Here is a 17,716-nt window from a genome sequence, read left to right as displayed (position 1 = left end):
ATATTTGTGCTTACGAATTGTTTACGACCGGTTTGATAAATGCGATCGATACCAAACGCAAACAACTGAACAACAGACAATTACCGCCTAAAATTTCGAATTACACCCGCAGTCAATAAGGATACATTATCCTTATTTCCACACTTATTAGCTCAGCTACGTCGTATCACAGCCCGCAGGCAAGCGCCCATATTCATAAATGTTGATTATCGCATCTAGTGCGTAGACCGTAGCTTTATTAATAAAGTTGCTCTGATACCCCATCGCCGTTTTAATATCGGAGTGACGGTACAGTCGTTGGAGGACATTCACAGGTATCCCGTCGGATGAAATTTGGCGAATGTTTGCCTTGAGATATACATCGTCAGCGACTTGGAGAGCCATGGGCACCATTAATTTCATTAACTTATCACTCAAAAGCACAGCGGCCTTTTACGATATCGCAGGAAAGTTCGCTCCGAAATGTGGTAATCACTACTAACCCATAGCAGATCAACCTAAGACTACGTGAGAACGCGTTCGTTATAATCGTCAAGAATATTTACAGGCAACCCTTTTAGATAAATCTCTGTTGTCTTAATACTGGAATGACCAAGCATCGCACTGATTGCCATGAGAGGAACATCGCGCATCATAGCCTGCGTCGAGAATGAATGGCGACTGACATAACTGGTCAGGTTTGACTCAATCGCGCACAGCGAAGCCAATACTTTTAGCTTTTTGTTATACCTCAAACGGGCCCATTGAATATCCTTCTCACGCAAAACGGGAGAGTCCCTTTTTAGAACAGGGAATACAAACGGAGATTCAGGCTCTTTCTTCATATAATAATTTAAGATCTCCTCAAGCTGCGGAAGTATCTTAATATCGTATATCTTTCCTGTTTTCCTTCTACTGTATTGAATCCTGCCTCCTTGAATGGAGGCCTTTTCTAAATAGGCCATATCAGCAAAGTTCATACCGTACATCATGTAACTAGCGAGAAAGTAATTCCGAGTGTTGAAGCATGTATGGTCAGGAAGAAGTTGCAGGGCTATAATTTCTTCAACGCATCGGCATCCAGGGCTCTTTTCTTTGTCGGTGCAGACTTGATCTTATAATTTTCGAACGGGTACTGGTCTTTCGCAGCAACCCCTGACTTTATAGCCTTGTTGTATATGGCCCGGATCGTCCTCATATAAACACCCAAGCCATTCAGCCCGTTTCCCTTGCTTTTGTGACTTGTCTCAAATTTCGAAAGAAAGTCGAAAGTCAGCTCTCTAAAAGGCAAGTCTTTCCCCTTTCGATACGCCTTCAAGACACTGATAACACCCCTATAAGACCTGGCAGTACCGATTCTATGGGCCCCTATAAGCTCGTCGACACATTGGTCAGCGAACCAAAAAAAGGAGTCTCTTGCCTCTTTCTTCGTTAGCCTCTCTTTAAGAGCCGTCAAGGATAATGTTTGCAGAACGCCGGATTCATGAAGTTTCAGAATAATACCCATCGCTTCGGCTTTCATCCTCTGAATTTCGTTATTCAGCCTGGCAACAGAACTAACACCTTTATATGTTTTTTAACAAGCCGTATTTTGTTCATCCCAATCGTGTTCGCTTGCGCTGAACCCCGTTGTGGGATGGACGTTGTCTGTTCGTTGTGCCCAAGGCGCAGAATTATAGGATAAGTTCCGTCTTTCTTCTACCGGCGTTTATCCAATGAAATAACGAGATTAGTATTCATACTCGAAGTTAGGAAAATTTGCACTGGATTTGCACAGGAAATCCATATTTTTCCATTCCGATATGGCCTGCAAAAACAAGTTAATTATTGATTTACAATTAATTATAAATCATATCAAACCATATCAACACAAAAATCAACTGACTCATAAGAAGGATGCAGAGGAGAGTCCCGAGCCAATATTTCAACCAATAAGACGACTAATCACAACAACCAGAGAAAATCGTCGAGCTCTTCGGGTCGATTATGTTGCCAATAAAGGGTCGAGAGCCCGATGCCCGCCAGTCCATGATAGAAGCTGGCTCCCCGATCGATATAACAATCATCGATTATCACACCAGCTTTCAAACCCAGCCATCTTGCCGTGGAAGCAGCCTTGCGGAAAATGTCGTAGCCGATCAAGTGGTATAGCTTATGAAATGCCAAGGCGATGCCAGAGGCGCCAGAGGCCATGTCGAGCGTGCCGATACCGTGATCGAGTATCGAGTATGCACAGTCGATTAAGATCTGTAAAGCTGCTGTTATCCATTCATCCCGCTGAAAACACATCCCTGCGCGCAGCATCGCGTACGCCTTACCAAGGTCCCCTGTGAGAAATCCGGGATTGAAGTGAGTGTTGCTCAAACCATACATGTTCTCGCAGATCTTGTCGACAAGCTTTCCGACACCACCTACGCCCTCGTTTTTAGCCACCAGCCCGATCTCTGCTGCTGCTGCAACAAACAGCAGGGGCGCTGAAAGCCCGGTCCGCAGGTTCTCATTTCCGTCCCTATTTATACCGACAAAAGCCGGATCAGCCCCACAGGCCAGCGCAGAGGCAAACTCTCTAACTGGCCCTGAGAAATGTGCCGCTCCGTTGTTAAACCGTCTGTACGCATAAAGCGCCGCGCCGAGGTCGGAATTCTCAAATCCAGCTATCTGTGAGGGTTGCCCGATCGCGGCGAGTGCGAGCTTGTCGATGTCCTCGAAAAAAACCCCTTGCTCGATCTGGATAAAACCCTGCTCATGCAGCTTATGTGCAACCAGCGCCAGGTCCGCAAAATCCAGCCAGCCGGTCCTACCTGAGACGACGCTATTGCAACCACGGTCAAAGAGCTCCTGGATTTCTGTGCAAAGATCAACCTTTTTGGACATCCTTGCATACTGACTCATAAAAAGCGCAGAGGAGAATGCACCCTGCCCCAACCCGCAACCGGAGACTTTCCAGCTCCCTTTTAGGATTACCTGATAGATTTGCTCCACATCGCTGGCTAGCACAGCGGGGTAACCTATGTTTGACGTTGCTATAGGCCGCATATTACAGTGTCTTGAGACGAAATTAAACAGTTAAAGCCGCCCGGAATAAGTCCGCTGAGCCACATTCATCTTGGGTTTTGCTCGATGCCGCTGCCGGAAAGCTCACCAGGCGGGATCGGGAAGGTGTACCTGACACTTCCCGGCGTAAGGACATACTGCTTTCCGTCAACCGTTCTACGAAGCGTTGTTTTAAATGCCTCTTCCTTGTTTAACCTACGTAGATCGGCCCACCTCAGGCCACGAGCGACGAGCTCTTTTTTCCGCTCGGCGATCACCAGCCGTAGGGCCTGCTCAGCGTTGTTGACTGTTAGCGGCTTGAACGCGCCTTTCTTGAAGCGTTTCGCCAAAAGCGTATTCAGGTCCGAGAGCGCAAGACCCGTACTCCCTTTCCGGGCGTAACATTCGGCCCTTGTCAGGTAGACTTCATCTGTTGCCAGACCGCTAAAAAAGCCGAAGCTGCCCGCATAGCTTCCCTTATACCAAACCGTCCCGTCAGCCAGCGTATCAAAGTAGCAACGCTTGCGCAAATCCCCTGCGCCGTAAGATGCATAGAGCGATGAATCGACCTGATAGTAAGGGGTGAAGAAAAACAGATAGAAGTTCATCCTGTTATAGTAGAGTACTTCCTGATTGGCATCCTTGGGTGAATCTGGAAAGCTCAATTTCGCCGCAGTATCCAGCTCGTTAAAGTCGACAAGCTCTCCGGAAAGGGTCAGGGAAGCCGAGGCGCTCTTTTCGGCATTTTCGTAGTCGCCCATCGCAAGCTGGACGCGCGCCATCAGCGCATAGACTGCCGCGCGTGAAGGCCTGTTTTTCCAAACAGATTCGGCTGTGACCAGCCCGGCTGCTTGCTGCAAGTCAGAAAGGATTTGCTGGTAGGTGTCAAACAGGCTGGCACGAGCAACAGTCTTGGTGACCTGGGTGGTCAGTTTTAGTGGTATTCCCAGCTGCGAGCGGGCACTCTGCGGCTCATAGGGCTGCGCAAATTGCTGGGCTAGCCCGTAAAAAGCATTTGCCCGGTAGAAATAAGCATACCCTATCAGATTGGATGATTCCGCGCTGGGACTAAGTTTATCTGCACCCTCCAAAACCAGGTTTGCAGCAAAAACTGCCTTATAGGGTACATCCCAGTCAGAGGAGCCTGCCCCGCTATACAAATCTTCCGCCCACAGGTATGCCTGCCGCTCGACATACTCCCAAGACTGAAACTGCTCGGGGCTTGCGGTAAACTCGTCGCCAGCGATCAGGTTGAGCCCTGGGGAGTTCATGCTGTCAAAATTATCGAGTACTGCCTGATAATCGGCCAGCGTGGTTGGAACGACAAGCGCCTTGTCGGGTTTGACATCCAGAAACGAATCCTGACAACTCAAAAGCACGGCCAGCACAGGCCAGATAACATATTTCTTCATCGCTGTTTTCATTTAAAAGTTAGCCCGGATGCCCAGAGAAATGCTGCGTTGAGGCGGCGTTGTATCAACAAAATCAGGGTCAAGCCCGCCTTTCATTTTTTTCCAAATGACCCCCAGATTTGCCGCGTAGGCATAAATCTCAAAATCCCGGACGAAGCTGCCGCCGGCAGGGGCACTCCAAGAATAGGCTGCTCTGATATCCTGCAAGCGGACGTGGTCTGCCCTTTCAACTAGGTCCTCAGAGCCTGAATAGAATAGATCGCGGTTAGAGTTGGTTGCCGCAGGCAAGGAAGGCACATGGGTTCTGAGCTCATCACCAGGCTCTTTCCAGCGCTTTGAAAAATCGCCGTGAGCAGTTACTCCTGTCAGAACCTGGGAGTAAAGTACTGAGGGTAGCCGCACGTAATAGGCGAGCCGGTAGGCGATATTGGCTGACAGGCTCCAATTGTGCCAACTGACCGTATTTCGCAAGCCTCCGAAGACAAGGGGGCGGGAAGAGCCGTGGTAAACAAGCGTATTCAGGTCCGGCACGGCCAGCAGGGCCGCGTAGTTCTTGCTAACCTGCCCTTCCAGGAATCCCCTAGGGTCTCCATTCTCGGGATCAAGGCCGGCCGAGGCCAGACTGTACATCCCAGTCAAATAGCGGCCCTGGGTAGGATACCCGTTTGCCGAAACGACATAGTCGCCCCGCAAGTTGCTGGATTTGGGCAGATATTTACTGACTTTGATGCTCGCATAACTTAGGATCCACTGCGTTTGCCAGCTGAATTTACCCTGAAAGTTATTGCTGGTCACCAGCACATCTATGCCCCTCCCGCTGGTATTGGCTGTGTTGCCACGAAAGCTTGTCAAGCCCGTCTGCGGGGCAAGCGGGGCATCCCCTATCAGATCAACCCCTTTTTTGCTATAGTACTCGATACTGCCGGACACGCGGCCCGCCGCGGTCTTGAAGTCCAGTCCGAAATTCATCACCCTGACGCGCTCCCAACGCAGATCCGGATTGGGCGGGTTACGGATCAGCGAATACGGCAGGCCAATTTCAGACTGAGAGGCAATGCTGTAATAGGCGGTCGTGTAAGCTGAGAGTGTACGGTCTATATTGCCATTATAGCCATAGGTGGCGCGAAGTTTGAGTTGCGGGAGCCACTTGGCGTGAAAAAACTTTTCCTGGTGCACATTCCAGCCGAAACCGACAGAATACAGCGGTACACCCCGCTGATTGGCATTGACACCAAAAAGGTTAGACATGTCTTTTCTGCCGCTGGCCGAGATCATATATTTACCGTCAAAGATGTAGGCAGCATTGGCATAATAAGAGACAAAACGGTCCGTAAGACTAGTCATCCCTCCATATTGCGGGATACGATTGGAGGCAGAGGCCGGATTAACATAGGATTTGAAAGTGGAAAGGTAATCGACCTGTTGAAAGCTGCCCAACCCGTCATCATAGCCGTAACTCCGCCAGCCGCTGGATTTTGTGCCCAGATCCCGCACTTCAGCCCCGGCGATTGCTGTCAGCTGGTGCTTCGCTGAGATTGTCCTGTCAAAATCAAGTTGCGCTCTGGCAAAATAGCCCGAAACATCCAGCGCGGACTGGTCGAGAATATCCCCTAATGGTACAGGCCTTATGAGACCCGTTTCGGAGGCAATCGTAAAACGGTTAACAAGGTCTCGTACCGTCCAGCTATTCTGGTTTTGCTGCCGCCAGCCCCGGGTGCTGCTGCCCGTATATTGAAATAAGCCTTCGGCTCTTAATCCGGGAAGTATCTTGTAACGAAGCCCGGTATTGATCCGGTAGTCGAGCTGCTTGGTCTGATAATTACGGTAGCCCATCTCGCCCAAGGGTACAAATCCCCAGTCCAGTAGTCCTTTTGAGGCGGCATCATCCAAAAAACCATTTCGATAATAGTGGTTGAGCTTGGCCGGACGGCCAGCTGCGTCTGTGAAAGATGCGTACGGATAAATGCTGCTGGTAGATGTCAGATTCAAATAAGATACACCCAGGGCGTTGTCCTCCAAACGCTGGCGGGTAAAATAGATTCCCGTAGAAAGCTCTGCTTTCCCCTTTAAAAGCGTCAGATCATTATTTGCGCTCACAGTTACGCGCCCCGAGCTATTGCCAACCTGAGATGAGAGTCCCTTGTCGTAACCGGCCGAAATGTGAAACCGCGAGGCCTTTCCCCCACCCTGCATGCTGAGCGCATACTGCTGATTGACGCTATTTCGGTAGAGGTATTTGCTAAAGTCGTTTCTGACATCGATATTCCTCAAAGCATCGATCTGAGCGCTGGCACTTTCCGCCGGTATCTTGCCATCGCGCGCTGCGATCAAAAGCTCGACAACCGGCGAAAGCGCAGGTTTACTCGGACTGTTTTCGGCATTTCTGTAATAGCCTCTGGAAAACAAAAGCTGCTCCATATCGATCACCTCTGAGCTGGACATCCTGGGCAGGTAAAACGGATCAGGCTTCTGACTCACAGTCACGTTCGTATTCAGGCTCACCCGGAGCGGCTGCTCGTAGGTCGCTTTTTTGGTGGTAATCACAATCACCCCATTGGCGGACTGTGCGCCCCAGATGGAAGCTGCGGCAGCATCTTTGAGCACCGTGACACTCTCTATGTCATTGGGGTTGATCGCATTCAAATCTCCGGTATAGGGGAAATTGTCCAGCACGATCAATGGATCGGCTTTAGCAAAAATTGTGCTTTGTCCTCGGATCGAAATATTGGTCTGGCTACCTGGCTTGACGATCCCTCGGTTAAAGATCAGACCAGGGGTAACATCTGCCAACCGGCTGATCAGATCCGGCCCTACGCTCCGGTTGAATAGCTTCTGATCTATTTGGGCAAAAGAGCCTGTTGCGCGCTCTTTGGGAAGCTGCTGGTAGCCGATCGAGACAATCACCTCCCCGAGCTGGCTGCTGCTTACGGCCAACACAATCTCCATGCGCTTGCCCAAGCTCGCGCGAAGCTCTTTTGTCACATAGCCAATAAATGAAACCGTCAGCATTGCTGTATCGGAGGGAACTAAGAGCCTAAACCTTCCAAGTGAATCGGACATCGTCCCCTGGCGCGTGCCTTTGATGACCACCGATGCACCGGGCAGCATAACGCCGTCTGCACCCTGCACCCGACCGAGGACTTCACGGGAATTCTGCGCCCAAACCGCGCCACAGAGCATCAAAAAAACAATAAACAATATAGATCGTTTCATAGCGGAAGGGCTTTAATTATTTTCTATCACGAATCACCAGCACTTGGATAGGCGCCTGAACCGGCTCGAGGACAAATCCATATTTTGCCAGCTCTGAATTGAGCGCTTTCAGATCAGACCACCCTGCGGTCAGCAGCATGTCCATCTTACCGTTAAATCCGGTTTGGTCGACGACCATCGTCTTCAGCCGCTGGAAGTAATTCAGCCGGCGTATGATTTGCGCGACAGATGCGTTGGAGACTTTCCATTCGTACGGCCCCAGGTCAACAATGGTTTTCCCTCCGCTGCTGGCCAATGCCCGGGCCGTAGAAGTGCGTTTCAGCGCCAGACAGGTTGTATCGCGCAGCTCGACTGCGGAAGTGTACTCGGGGAAAAACATTTCAACGTCACGCTGCATCAATTTAAACGCCTGCTTTTCCTGATCAAGGCTCACGGCCAGCTCATAACAGAACCCGTTGCCTTCTTGCAGCCACTTCTCATACGGTCCTCCGACAAGCGATGAGGTCAACCGGCCATTATCACGGACGTCGAGAATAGTATTGGATTCACTAAAAGGCACTCCGTTTACCGCATGCGCAATCTTGAAATACCAAGCCCGCTCACAGTTTCGTACCGTAATCCGGAAATGCGACGTGCTGTCACGCAGGATAGAATGCCCAAAGCCGATACCAGGCGTGTAGCCTGTGAAAAGCGAATGATAAAGCATGTTTGAACCATCGCCGCCATTTCCATCCAGCATCAGAGGCCAATACGGGCTGTATGGAATTCTTTTCTCATCACTTTTCTGCGCCATAACAGGCACAGTACCTTCGAGCATCTTTATGATGTTGTCCGCCGTCAATTCCTGCATACCGGTGAATGCCCTGATCACCCCCGAGCCATCCACCCACACGTAATGGGGGACGGCGTTAAATTCAAACAAGCGCGATATCACCGTGTCGCCGGTCACACCGGGTACACCTATACGTTTAAGGTTGCGACGGTCATACTTGGAAAAAAAAGAACGAATTTCCTTTTCTTTCTCATAGGTGATCGATAGAATCTGGACCTTACCGTCGAACTGGTGTTGCAGCGAGTCAAGTACCGGAATCATTTTCACGCAAGGCCCGCACCAACTGGCCCAGAAGTCCAAAATCAACAGCTTACCTCGAAAGTCGGCAAGCGAAACAGTTGGTGAGCTGTAATCCATCACGCCGGAAAGGCGCAGGTCTGGAAGCCGGTCACCGACATGGAGCGGCGTTTTTCCTTGTCCGTGAACCGGTCTCCACATGACAAGCAGAAAATAGGCCAAAAGCAAATACAGTATATAGGACAGTCTTTTCCCAGGAGAGCAATAAATGATTTTCATTGCAATAGCTTTGGAGTGAATAATATGAAGAAAGGCATGAAAATGCTTGCTTCACTTTGTAAGTGAGGTCAGAGCAAAATCAGCAAGTAAGTTCGAAGATACTACTCGGGCTTACGAATAATAAGTTGGAAAATGAAGGAGCAGAACATAGGCCACCAAAAGGTTTTCATAATGGAACAAAGTACTATGTCACTCGAGAAGTTTGAATAAGGCCCTTTTCCGGATAAAGGGCGTGGATTCAAACTTACTGTTATCGGGGCCCTAGGAAGCCTGCGCACGGATAAGTTTGCCCACGCCCGGGTCGTGAGCGAATCGACTTATCATCCCGTGCATATTGAAATTTCCTAGGTTTCGATAACGAGACTCAAAGCGAATGCTTCTGATATTCTGAAGTATCGCAAATAGAATTGACGAATACCGGATTGCAACACCCGCCAATTGTTTTAACAAATATAACAAAAAGTTACTTACAATGGTACATGTACCATTGAGAAAATTTTATAAAAGATTGTGCTTGCAACAAAAAACAGATGTTGTTGTCACCAATCGAGAAATATATCGTTGAGAAGGTCAGAGAAAAGCGCAAATCGCTTGGTCTTTCTCAAATGGCGCTCTCTCAAAAAATGGAGATGACTGATACATTTGTTTCGCACGTAGAAGCACCCAGCAGGCGCGCCAAATACAATATCAATCACCTAAACGCTTTGGCAAAAGCGTTGGATTGCTCTCCTAAGGATTTCTTGCCAGAGTATCCTTTGTAATATTTCTGCTTTCGCCACAGTACCTTGGGAAACTACCCAATCAAACTGGTTCAATTTCTAATTTTCCCTTTCCTCTAATTCCCTAGCAGCTTTAGCCCTTCAATAATTGCCTCAAACTGAGATTTCTCTTTAAGAGTGCGTCCTTCAATATAGCTAAATTCAAAAAGCTGATCGGACTTCTCATCGTGCAAAAAATAGTTCGACGAATTCTCACTTCGGTAAATCTTGAAGTCGGTCGGAGAAGATGAAATCCACCCCATGTGAGGTAGATAGCTATTTACATCAAACGGCGAGATTTCGCTTACAAATTCAAATTCAGGTTTTTCGAGAGGTTCCATAAGTGAAGTCAACCAATTGCTTTCACGTGATTACTTTGGGCCATTTTACCCACGACGAAAAAAGGGTACAAAAAGGTACAACAAAACTTGTACTTTTCTGTACCCTTATCCTGCGACTTACTTTGTAGCGTAACAAAGATCAACCGGCTGCAGAAGCCGATCACCTCAAACGCAAACGTAAGATGCAGATGTTTACCTCAAACCCATGGGCTGTTTATGCCAGGATTCTCGCTGGCGGCCTGCTGATCTACTACATCTTTGTCGGGTGGAAATATTTTCGAGCTGACATCAAACACCTGCTTGGAAGCAGAGCAAAAAAAAGGCAATCTAATTCTAACGCTCCTATCAGGAAAGTTAAGGAAACATCTGGCCCAGGCCCGCAGCATGAAGAAGTCCTAGAAGAAGCGCAGCAAGTTTGGCAAGACGAAGAAATGTCCTTCAAGGTGGACAAACTTTTGGAGCATCTAACAGAAGAAATCCAGGAAGCCCATCAAAAAAACTATGACAAGCAGGATCTGATCCAAATGCTACAAATAATCCTTAAAGAATATTCTGTGCTGAAAGGCACCGCATTTCAGTCCGAGGTGACCAACCTCATTGATACTGAATGCGCAAAATACGGCTCCATACACCTAAGCAAAGGCGATAAAAGGGAGGTTTGGAATGTGGTGTAAATGGAGCCTGACCAAAGCTTTGGCCCCTTCCGCATTGGGAAGGGTGCCCGAGCCGCGGTAATCCAAGCATGTTCAACTTAAACAGATAGAGGAGTATGAAAAACAGGAGAAAGAATCCAGGGGTATGGTATGCCCTTTCGTTGACAATCGCTGCAAGCCTGGCAACCACAATTGCATGGGCCCAGGACGGAGCGGCCGGTATTTCGGAAGCTGATTCACAGGTCCGATCTTACTTTGAGCCAGGCACTAACCTGATGTATGCCATCGGCGCTGTGCTCGGTCTGGTGGGTGCTGTGAAGGTCTTTCAGAAATGGAATGCGGGTGATCAGGACACCGGAAAAGTTGCCGCAGCATGGTTTGGCAGCTGCATTTTTCTGGTCGTGGTAGCCACAGTGCTGCAATCGTTCTTCGGCCTGTAAACAGCTAACGTATAAACTTGATCGGTATGGCCAGGACAAACTACACTATCAACAAAGGCATTAATCGCAGCATTGTTTTCAAAGGCCTGAAAGGACAATACATCTGGTATGCAGGCGGGGCAATGTTTATGGTCATGGTCCTTTATGGGTTATTGTATGCTATTGGGGTCAATAACTATCTATGCCTTTTGATTGCGGTTTGCATGGCTGCTTTATCGATCATGGCTGTTTTCCAGCTGAGTGCCACTTACGGGGAACATGGCTTGACTAAGGCGTGGGCATCACGGAAGGTGCCCCGCCTGGTCAAGGCCAAATCCAGAAAAAGGTTTTCGAGCAAAACGATAATAGAAAATGGAAAAGCTTCTAGATGATTTGCTTCCGGTCCTTGACGTCGAGCACGATATGATCCTCTCCCGCCAGGGCGATGTTACCATCGTCTTCCGCGCCCAAATGCCAGAGATCTTCACGCTCTCCGAGCAGCAGTACGATGCGTTTCACCAGACTTGGGTCAAAGCTATCAAGGTTCTTCCCAACCGCGCCGTGCTGCATAAACAAGACTGGTTTATTTCAGAAAAATTCTCGGCTATCAGGGCCGAACCCATCAGCTTTTTGAGCCGGTCCAGTGACAGATTTTTTCAGGGAAGGCCTTATCTGTCTCATGAATGCTACGTAATGCTGACCAAATCGCCCGACGAAAGAAAGCTATCCAGTTCGCTGAGCAGTAACCTGCTCCGCAGCTCAATCGCCCCAAGCCAAACGCTGCACAAAGCCGCCCTCGATGATTTCCTGGATAGTGCAGGCCAGTTCAAACGCATTCTTGACGACAGCGGGATGACCCGCCTGACGCAGCTTAAAAACGAGGAGCTTTTTAGCCAGGCGCAACGTGCCGGCCTGATCGAAAAGTACGCGTTTCTATTGACCGGCACTGAGCAGAGGCTGCTGCGCGACATCAGCTTTGAGAAAGGAATCCAGGTTGGCGACAGGCTTTGCAGCCTTTACTCGCTAGCTGATGCGGCGGATCTTCCCGGATTTTGCAGTGCGGCAACAACCTATGAGCGCTACTCGACTGACAACACCAAATTCAGCGTCGGTTTTGCCAGCCTTCTGGGAGAACTGCTCGCATGCAATCACATCTACAACCAATATGTGTTTACCGGCGAGAGTGAAAAGACACTCAAAAGACTGGAAAGTAAAAGGTTAAGATTGCAATCGCTGTCAATCTATGCGCGGGAGAATAGCCTTGCCCTGGATGCTACCAACGAATTCTTAAACGAAGCCATCCGCGAGCAGCGGCTTCCGGTCAAAGCACACTTCAATGTGCTTGCCTGGACGGAAGACCACTCCCTGGTTAAAGAACTTAAAAGCATGGTCTCATCGGTACTTGCCCAGCTGGACAGCTCAGCGAAACTGGAGACCTCCGGAGCCCCCCAGATTTTCTGGGCGGGCATACCGGGAAATGCAGCCGATTTTCCGATGAACGATACCTTTGACACCTTCGCAGAACAGGCTGCCTGCTTTTTTAATCTCGAATCTCCGTATCGATCCTCCAAGGGTAGCTTCGGAGTCCGGCTTGGCGACAGGCTCACCGGCAAACCCGTGCTGGTTGATATTTCCGATGAGCCCATCAAAAAGGGGATCTGTACCAACCGCAACAAGTTTATCCTGGGGCCATCGGGAAGCGGCAAAAGCTTCTTTACCAATCACATGGTCAGAAGCTACTACGAATCTGGCGCCCATATCGTGCTCGTTGACGTCGGTCACAGCTATAAAGGGCTTTGTGATATGGTATCGGGTTACTACTTCACCTATGATGAAAAGAACCCGATCCGCTTCAACCCGTTTTATATCACAGACGGCGATGCGCTGGACACCGAAAAAAAGGAAAGCATTAAAACGCTCCTGCTTGCGCTTTGGAAAAAGGATGACGAGACCTTTAAGCGATCGGAATACGTCGCCCTGTCAGTTGCGCTCACCCAGTACTATGAGCACATCGATGGAAAGGACATCTTCCCATGCTTTGACAGCTTTTATGATTTCTTGCAGACCCATTTCGTAAAGGTGCTCAAAAAGGATCAGGTCAAAGAAAAGGACTTTGACATCGGTAACTTCCTTTACGTTCTGCGTCCCTACTACCGGGGCGGCGAGTTTAATTACCTTCTGAATGCCAAAGAAAACATCGATCTATTATCCGAGCGCTTTATTGTCTTTGAGCTCGATAACATCAAAGAGCATCCGATCCTTTTTCCGATCGTGACCATCATTATCATGGAGGTTTTTATCTCCAAGATGAGAAAGCTATCGGGCATCCGCAAAGTGATCCTGATCGAGGAGGCCTGGAAGGCGATTGCCAAAGAAGGCATGGCCGAATACATCAAGTATCTTTTCAAAACAGTACGCAAGTTCTTTGGCGAGGCGATTGTGGTCACCCAGGAGGTAGAAGATATTATCTCCTCTCCGATTGTCAAGCAGGCGATCATCAACAACTCGGATTGCAAGATCCTGCTGGACCAATCAAAATACCAAAACAAGTTCGATCAGATCCAGGAGCTTTTGGGCCTAACCGAAAAGGAAAAATCGCTGGTGCTTTCGGTCAACAAGGCTAATGATCCGCTACTTCGCTATAAAGAGGTCTTTATCAGTCTGGGCGGAACACTATCCAAAGTTTACCGCACCGAGGTAAGCCTGGAAGAATATTTGACCTACACCACCGAGCAGACCGAGAAGATCAAAGTCCAGCAGTACGCCGAAAGACTGGGCAGTATGCAGGCTGCCGTCTCAGTGCTCGCCGGAGAGATGCGACAAAAAAGTTAATTTAAAACCAAAGACGATATGTTTAAGAAGATAGCAGTCTTTACGCTGCTGCTTCTTTTGGCAACAACGCCAGTCAAAGAAGCGCAGGCAGCGATCCCCTGGGCCCAAATCATTAAGGAAGCCATCACAAGGGTGGTACGGGCTATGGATTTGCTCGTCCAGCGGCGCCAAAACCGGCAGATCAGGCTTCAAAATGCGCAGAAAGTCCTTGAAAACACGATGGCCAAATTAAAGCTCGATGAGATCGAAGAGTGGGTTAAAAAGCAGCGAGACCTTTATAAGGAGTATTACGAAGAGCTTAAAAAAGTCAAATCAGTCGTCACCTATTATTTCCGCGTCAAAGCGATCGCAGACAAAGAAGCGCAGATCGTCAGGCAGTACCAAGCCGCCTGGTCTTTGTTTCGCAGCGATAGGCATTTCACTGCCGCAGAACTTTCCCAGATCCAGAAGGTCTATAAGGGCATACTGGAAGAAACCGCCCGCAGCGTTGAGCTTTTGGAGCTGGTCGTTAAATCCTTTACGACCGAGATGTCAGATGCGGGGCGGCTTGAAATCATTGACCGCGCGGCAGCGGCGGTCGATCAGATCTACGATGAGCTCAACGCCTTCAATCAGGAAAATACACTACTAAGCCTTTCGCGGGCCAAAAACGAGTTTGACGCCAAAATCACCAAGGAGTTATACGGTATCCCATAAAGCAGAATGTTATGAAAGCACTCCTGATCGCCTTATGGCTCTCACTACTGACGGCAGGCGCTAACGCCCAGCTCTTCAAGGAATGGTTCCGCCAGAATAGCACGCAAAGAGCGTATCTCAAAGAGCAGATCGCGCAGTTAAAGCTCTACTTAGAGCTGACCAAGGAAGGATACAAAATCGCAAGGGAAGGCCTTGATGCGATCCAGCAGATCAAAAACGGCGAGTTCAAACTGCATAAAAACCGCTTTGATTCGCTGCGCATTGTCAAATCAGGTATTACCTCGCTTTCCCGCTTGCAGCATATCACCGATCTGCACGGAAGCATCAATGAGATCTGCGAGCAGCTTCCATCTGATATAGCGGGCTGCCGGATGCTTGACCCTTTGATAAAAAAGCAGATGCTTACCAGCCTTATGACACTTTATGATGATTCTCAGGTGCTGGTTGGCATCTTTTTCATGGTGATCCGCGATGATCAGGTCTCGATGACAGATGATGAAAGAATCCGGCGGATAGAAGATCTGCGTAAAGACTTTGAAGACAATTACCTCTTTGCCCAGAACCTTCGAAGGCAACTGGGCCTGGTCTGCGGGTCCGCTGAAAACGAGCTAAAAGAGATCGATCACCGCCGCACGTTAAACGGCATTCAATGATGAGCCATATGAAAAAAATCATGATTCTGTTGCTACTGGCCCTTACGGTGCCGGCGCGGTCAAATGCCCAGACGCAGGAAGTGACCCAGCTGATTTTAAACCTTGAAAAGCTCAGAGAGCTCAGAAAAATCCTGCAAGAGCTCAAAAAGGGATATGATATTCTTTTTGAAGGCTATACTAAGATCCGCGATATATCCCGCGGCAACTTCAAGCTCCATGAGGCGTTTTTGGACGGGCTTTTGCAAGTCAGCCCGGCAGTGAAAAACTACGGGCGTATAAAGGATATCGTTCAGATGCAGCTTGCCATTGCGGCAGAATGCCGCAGCGCACCCGGCCAGCTTTCAGCCTCAGGCGTATTCAGCGCCAAAGAGATGGATTATCTGGTCCAGGTGTACAGCGAGCTCACTGCCGAAAGCCTTAAAAATCTGGATGCACTGCTTTCTGTTGTAACAGCCAAAAAGCTCAGGGCCTCTGATGATGAGCGGCTATCGATGATAGATGCGATCTACCAAGACGTTTCAGACCAATTGATCTTCCTCCGGCATTTCAGCAGCAATAATAGTGTTTTGGCCGCCCAGCGAAAGGACGAGGAGGCCTCAGTGAAAACAATGCAAAACCTTTACGATATCAAGCCGTAGGCTTCTGCTACCCGTCATGAAACAATTCAAAGCTATGCTGCTGTTTGCAGCTACCGGAACGCTACTGCCCAATTTGGGCTACTCCCAGGGCTATCAGGCCCAGATCCGCGGTCTGAACGGGGTGCTCGACGAGCTGTACGCTGAGATGTTGCCGCTCTGCGAGCAGCTAATCAGCGTCGGGCGCGGAATTGCCGCCTTTGCCGCAATTTTTTACATCGGCCACCGGGTCTGGCGGCACATTGCAGCTGCTGAACCGATCGATTTCTACCCACTGCTCAGACCATTTGTGATCGGTTTTGCCATCCTTGTCTTCCCGTCTGTGATCGCCCTGATCAACGCGGTGCTCTCCCCTGCCGTCAGAGGAACTTCGGGCATGGTCACTGATTCAGACAAAGCCATCGCGCTGCTTCTCAAAAAGAAAGAAGATGCCATAAAAAGCTCGGATTTCTGGGAAATGTATGTGGGCGATGACAGCCGGGGTAACCGCGAGAAGTGGCTTCGCTACATGTATGGAAACAGCTACTCGGAAGGGTTTACCGACGGGATTGCCAACGATATTAAATTTTACATGGCCAAGCAGTCCTACAACTTCCGCAACTCGATTAAGGCAGCGCTAAGCGAAATCCTCAGAGTAATCTTTGAAGCCGCAGCGCTCTGTATCAACACGATCAGGACCTTTTATCTGATAGTGCTGGCCATCATCGGCCCGCTTGCTTTCGGGATCGCTGTCTTTGACGGCTTTCAATTCACACTTATCAGCTGGATCGCCCGCTACATCAATGTCTTTCTCTGGCTGCCAGTTGCAAACATTTTCGGGGCCATTATCGGAAAAATCCAGGAAAAAATGATTGCCATGGATATCCATCAGATCGAAGGCTCAGGGGACACCTTCTTTAACGCCCACGATATGGCCTACCTGATATTTCTGATTATCGGCATTGTAGGCTACTTCTCAGTTCCATCGGTAGCGGGCTACATTATTCATGCCGGTGGGCCGGGGGCCCTCCTGCAGAAAACGACAAGGCTTGTCGATGCCGCCACTACCTCGGCCGGCCGGATCGCCATCCCGGCAGGGCCTCTTCTAACTCCCTCGCAACGAACTTCCACCAAAAGCTAAAAGATATGTTTACCAAGACCCAGGACATCGAGCGCGCCTTCCGCCACATCCGCCTTTTTAGTTTTGCAGTCATTATATGCTGCTCCCTTGTCTCTGCCGTTTCTGTCTACCTCTCATTTGATTCGGCCGAAAGATCTACCCAAAAGGTTTACATTCTGGCCAGCGGGAAGGTGCTCGAAGCGTACGCTTCCGAGCGAAGGGAAAATATCGCAGTCGAAGCGCGGGATCATGTCAAAACCTTTCACAGGCTGTTTTTCACCCTGTCCCCCGACGATAAGGTGATCACTGCAAACCTGTCGCGCGCGCTGTATCTGGCTGATGCCAGCGCCAAAAAGCAGTACGAGGACCTGCGCGAATCCGGATTTTATGCAGGGGTCATATCGGGAAACATCTCGCAGGAAATCCGCATCGATAGCGTCAAGGTCGATGCTTCGGCTCAGCCCTACGCCTTCGAATGCCGCGCTATACAGCGCATCATCCGCCCGACCAGCATCGTCTCGCGCAGCCTTGTCACGGCAGGCTACCTAAGACCCGTAGAGCGAAGCGATAACAACCCGCATGGGTTTCTCATCGAGCGGTGGGTGAGCTTAGAGAACAAAGACATTCAAATTCAAACCAGATAAC

At 49.4% G+C, this 17,716-nt stretch carries 17 protein-coding genes; 10 read left to right on the top strand and 7 right to left on the bottom strand.

What is annotated here, in order from left to right; genetic code table 11:
- Positions 1-503 precede the first annotated feature (503 nt).
- From LZD49_RS33350 to LZD49_RS33325, 6 genes are all read right to left on the bottom strand, one after another.
- On the bottom strand, positions 504-959 hold the full coding sequence (locus tag LZD49_RS33350) for a site-specific integrase (RefSeq protein WP_234672706.1): 456 nt from the start codon (positions 957-959) through the stop codon (positions 504-506).
- A 74-nt stretch (positions 960-1,033) separates the two neighbouring features.
- A complete protein-coding gene (locus tag LZD49_RS33345; RefSeq protein ID WP_234672705.1) occupies positions 1,034-1,501 on the bottom strand; it encodes a phage integrase SAM-like domain-containing protein in 468 nt (155 codons plus the stop codon).
- 422 nt (positions 1,502-1,923) lie between these two features.
- Positions 1,924-2,976, bottom strand: a complete 1,053-nt coding sequence (locus tag LZD49_RS33340; protein ID WP_234672704.1) for a lanthionine synthetase LanC family protein — start codon at positions 2,974-2,976, stop codon at positions 1,924-1,926.
- A 104-nt stretch (positions 2,977-3,080) separates the two neighbouring features.
- On the bottom strand, positions 3,081-4,424 hold the full coding sequence (locus tag LZD49_RS33335; protein WP_234672703.1) for a RagB/SusD family nutrient uptake outer membrane protein: 1,344 nt from the start codon (positions 4,422-4,424) through the stop codon (positions 3,081-3,083).
- Positions 4,425-4,436: 12 nt separating this feature from the next.
- The gene (locus LZD49_RS33330; RefSeq protein ID WP_234672702.1) at positions 4,437-7,637 is read right to left on the bottom strand and encodes a SusC/RagA family TonB-linked outer membrane protein; all 3,201 of its coding nucleotides are present in this window, start codon (positions 7,635-7,637) and stop codon (positions 4,437-4,439) included.
- Positions 7,638-7,653: 16 nt separating this feature from the next.
- A complete protein-coding gene (locus LZD49_RS33325; protein ID WP_234672701.1) occupies positions 7,654-8,985 on the bottom strand; it encodes a redoxin domain-containing protein in 1,332 nt (443 codons plus the stop codon).
- Positions 8,986-9,515: 530 nt separating this feature from the next.
- Between LZD49_RS33325 and LZD49_RS33320 the strand changes: the two genes are divergently transcribed.
- Positions 9,516-9,746 carry a helix-turn-helix domain-containing protein gene (locus LZD49_RS33320; protein WP_234672699.1) on the top strand — a complete coding sequence of 77 codons (231 nt, stop codon included), beginning with the start codon at positions 9,516-9,518 and terminating at the stop codon, positions 9,744-9,746.
- Between the two features lie 74 nt (positions 9,747-9,820).
- Here the strand turns inward: LZD49_RS33320 and LZD49_RS33315 are convergent, their stop codons facing one another.
- Entirely contained in the window at positions 9,821-10,084 is a 264-nt protein-coding gene (locus tag LZD49_RS33315) for a hypothetical protein (protein WP_234672697.1), read from the bottom strand.
- Between the two features lie 188 nt (positions 10,085-10,272).
- Here LZD49_RS33315 and LZD49_RS33310 point away from each other — a divergent pair, with 188 nt between their 5' ends.
- The 9 genes from LZD49_RS33310 to traK all read left to right on the top strand — a co-directional run bounded on the left by LZD49_RS33310 (position 10,273) and on the right by traK (position 17,715).
- Complete coding sequence (locus LZD49_RS33310; RefSeq protein WP_234672695.1) at positions 10,273-10,758, top strand: hypothetical protein; 486 nt, start codon at positions 10,273-10,275, stop codon at positions 10,756-10,758.
- Positions 10,759-10,853: 95 nt separating this feature from the next.
- A complete protein-coding gene (locus tag LZD49_RS33305; RefSeq protein ID WP_234672692.1) occupies positions 10,854-11,177 on the top strand; it encodes a DUF4134 domain-containing protein in 324 nt (107 codons plus the stop codon).
- Between the two features lie 26 nt (positions 11,178-11,203).
- Complete coding sequence (locus LZD49_RS33300) at positions 11,204-11,548, top strand: DUF4133 domain-containing protein (RefSeq protein WP_234672690.1); 345 nt, start codon at positions 11,204-11,206, stop codon at positions 11,546-11,548.
- The gene (locus tag LZD49_RS33295; RefSeq protein WP_234672688.1) at positions 11,529-13,988 is read left to right on the top strand and encodes a TraG family conjugative transposon ATPase; all 2,460 of its coding nucleotides are present in this window, start codon (positions 11,529-11,531) and stop codon (positions 13,986-13,988) included. Before LZD49_RS33300 ends, LZD49_RS33295 begins: the two co-directional genes overlap by 20 nt.
- An 18-nt stretch (positions 13,989-14,006) precedes the next feature.
- A complete protein-coding gene (locus LZD49_RS33290; protein WP_234672686.1) occupies positions 14,007-14,684 on the top strand; it encodes a conjugal transfer protein TraI in 678 nt (225 codons plus the stop codon).
- Between the two features lie 11 nt (positions 14,685-14,695).
- Positions 14,696-15,337 carry a hypothetical protein gene (locus LZD49_RS33285; RefSeq protein ID WP_234672684.1) on the top strand — a complete coding sequence of 214 codons (642 nt, stop codon included), beginning with the start codon at positions 14,696-14,698 and terminating at the stop codon, positions 15,335-15,337.
- 8 nt (positions 15,338-15,345) lie between these two features.
- A complete protein-coding gene (locus LZD49_RS33280) occupies positions 15,346-15,975 on the top strand; it encodes a TerB family tellurite resistance protein (protein ID WP_234672682.1) in 630 nt (209 codons plus the stop codon).
- Between the two features lie 16 nt (positions 15,976-15,991).
- On the top strand, positions 15,992-17,092 hold the full coding sequence (traJ, locus tag LZD49_RS33275; RefSeq protein WP_234672679.1) for a conjugative transposon protein TraJ: 1,101 nt from the start codon (positions 15,992-15,994) through the stop codon (positions 17,090-17,092).
- Positions 17,093-17,097: 5 nt separating this feature from the next.
- Complete coding sequence (traK, locus tag LZD49_RS33270) at positions 17,098-17,715, top strand: conjugative transposon protein TraK (RefSeq protein WP_234672677.1); 618 nt, start codon at positions 17,098-17,100, stop codon at positions 17,713-17,715.
- The last annotated feature ends 1 nt before the right edge of the window (position 17,716 follow it).

Origin of the sequence: Dyadobacter sp. CY261 (assembly GCF_021440085.1) — a bacterium.
GTDB lineage: Bacteria > Bacteroidota > Bacteroidia > Cytophagales > Spirosomataceae > Dyadobacter.
This window is presented reverse-complemented; position numbering and strand designations above follow the sequence as displayed.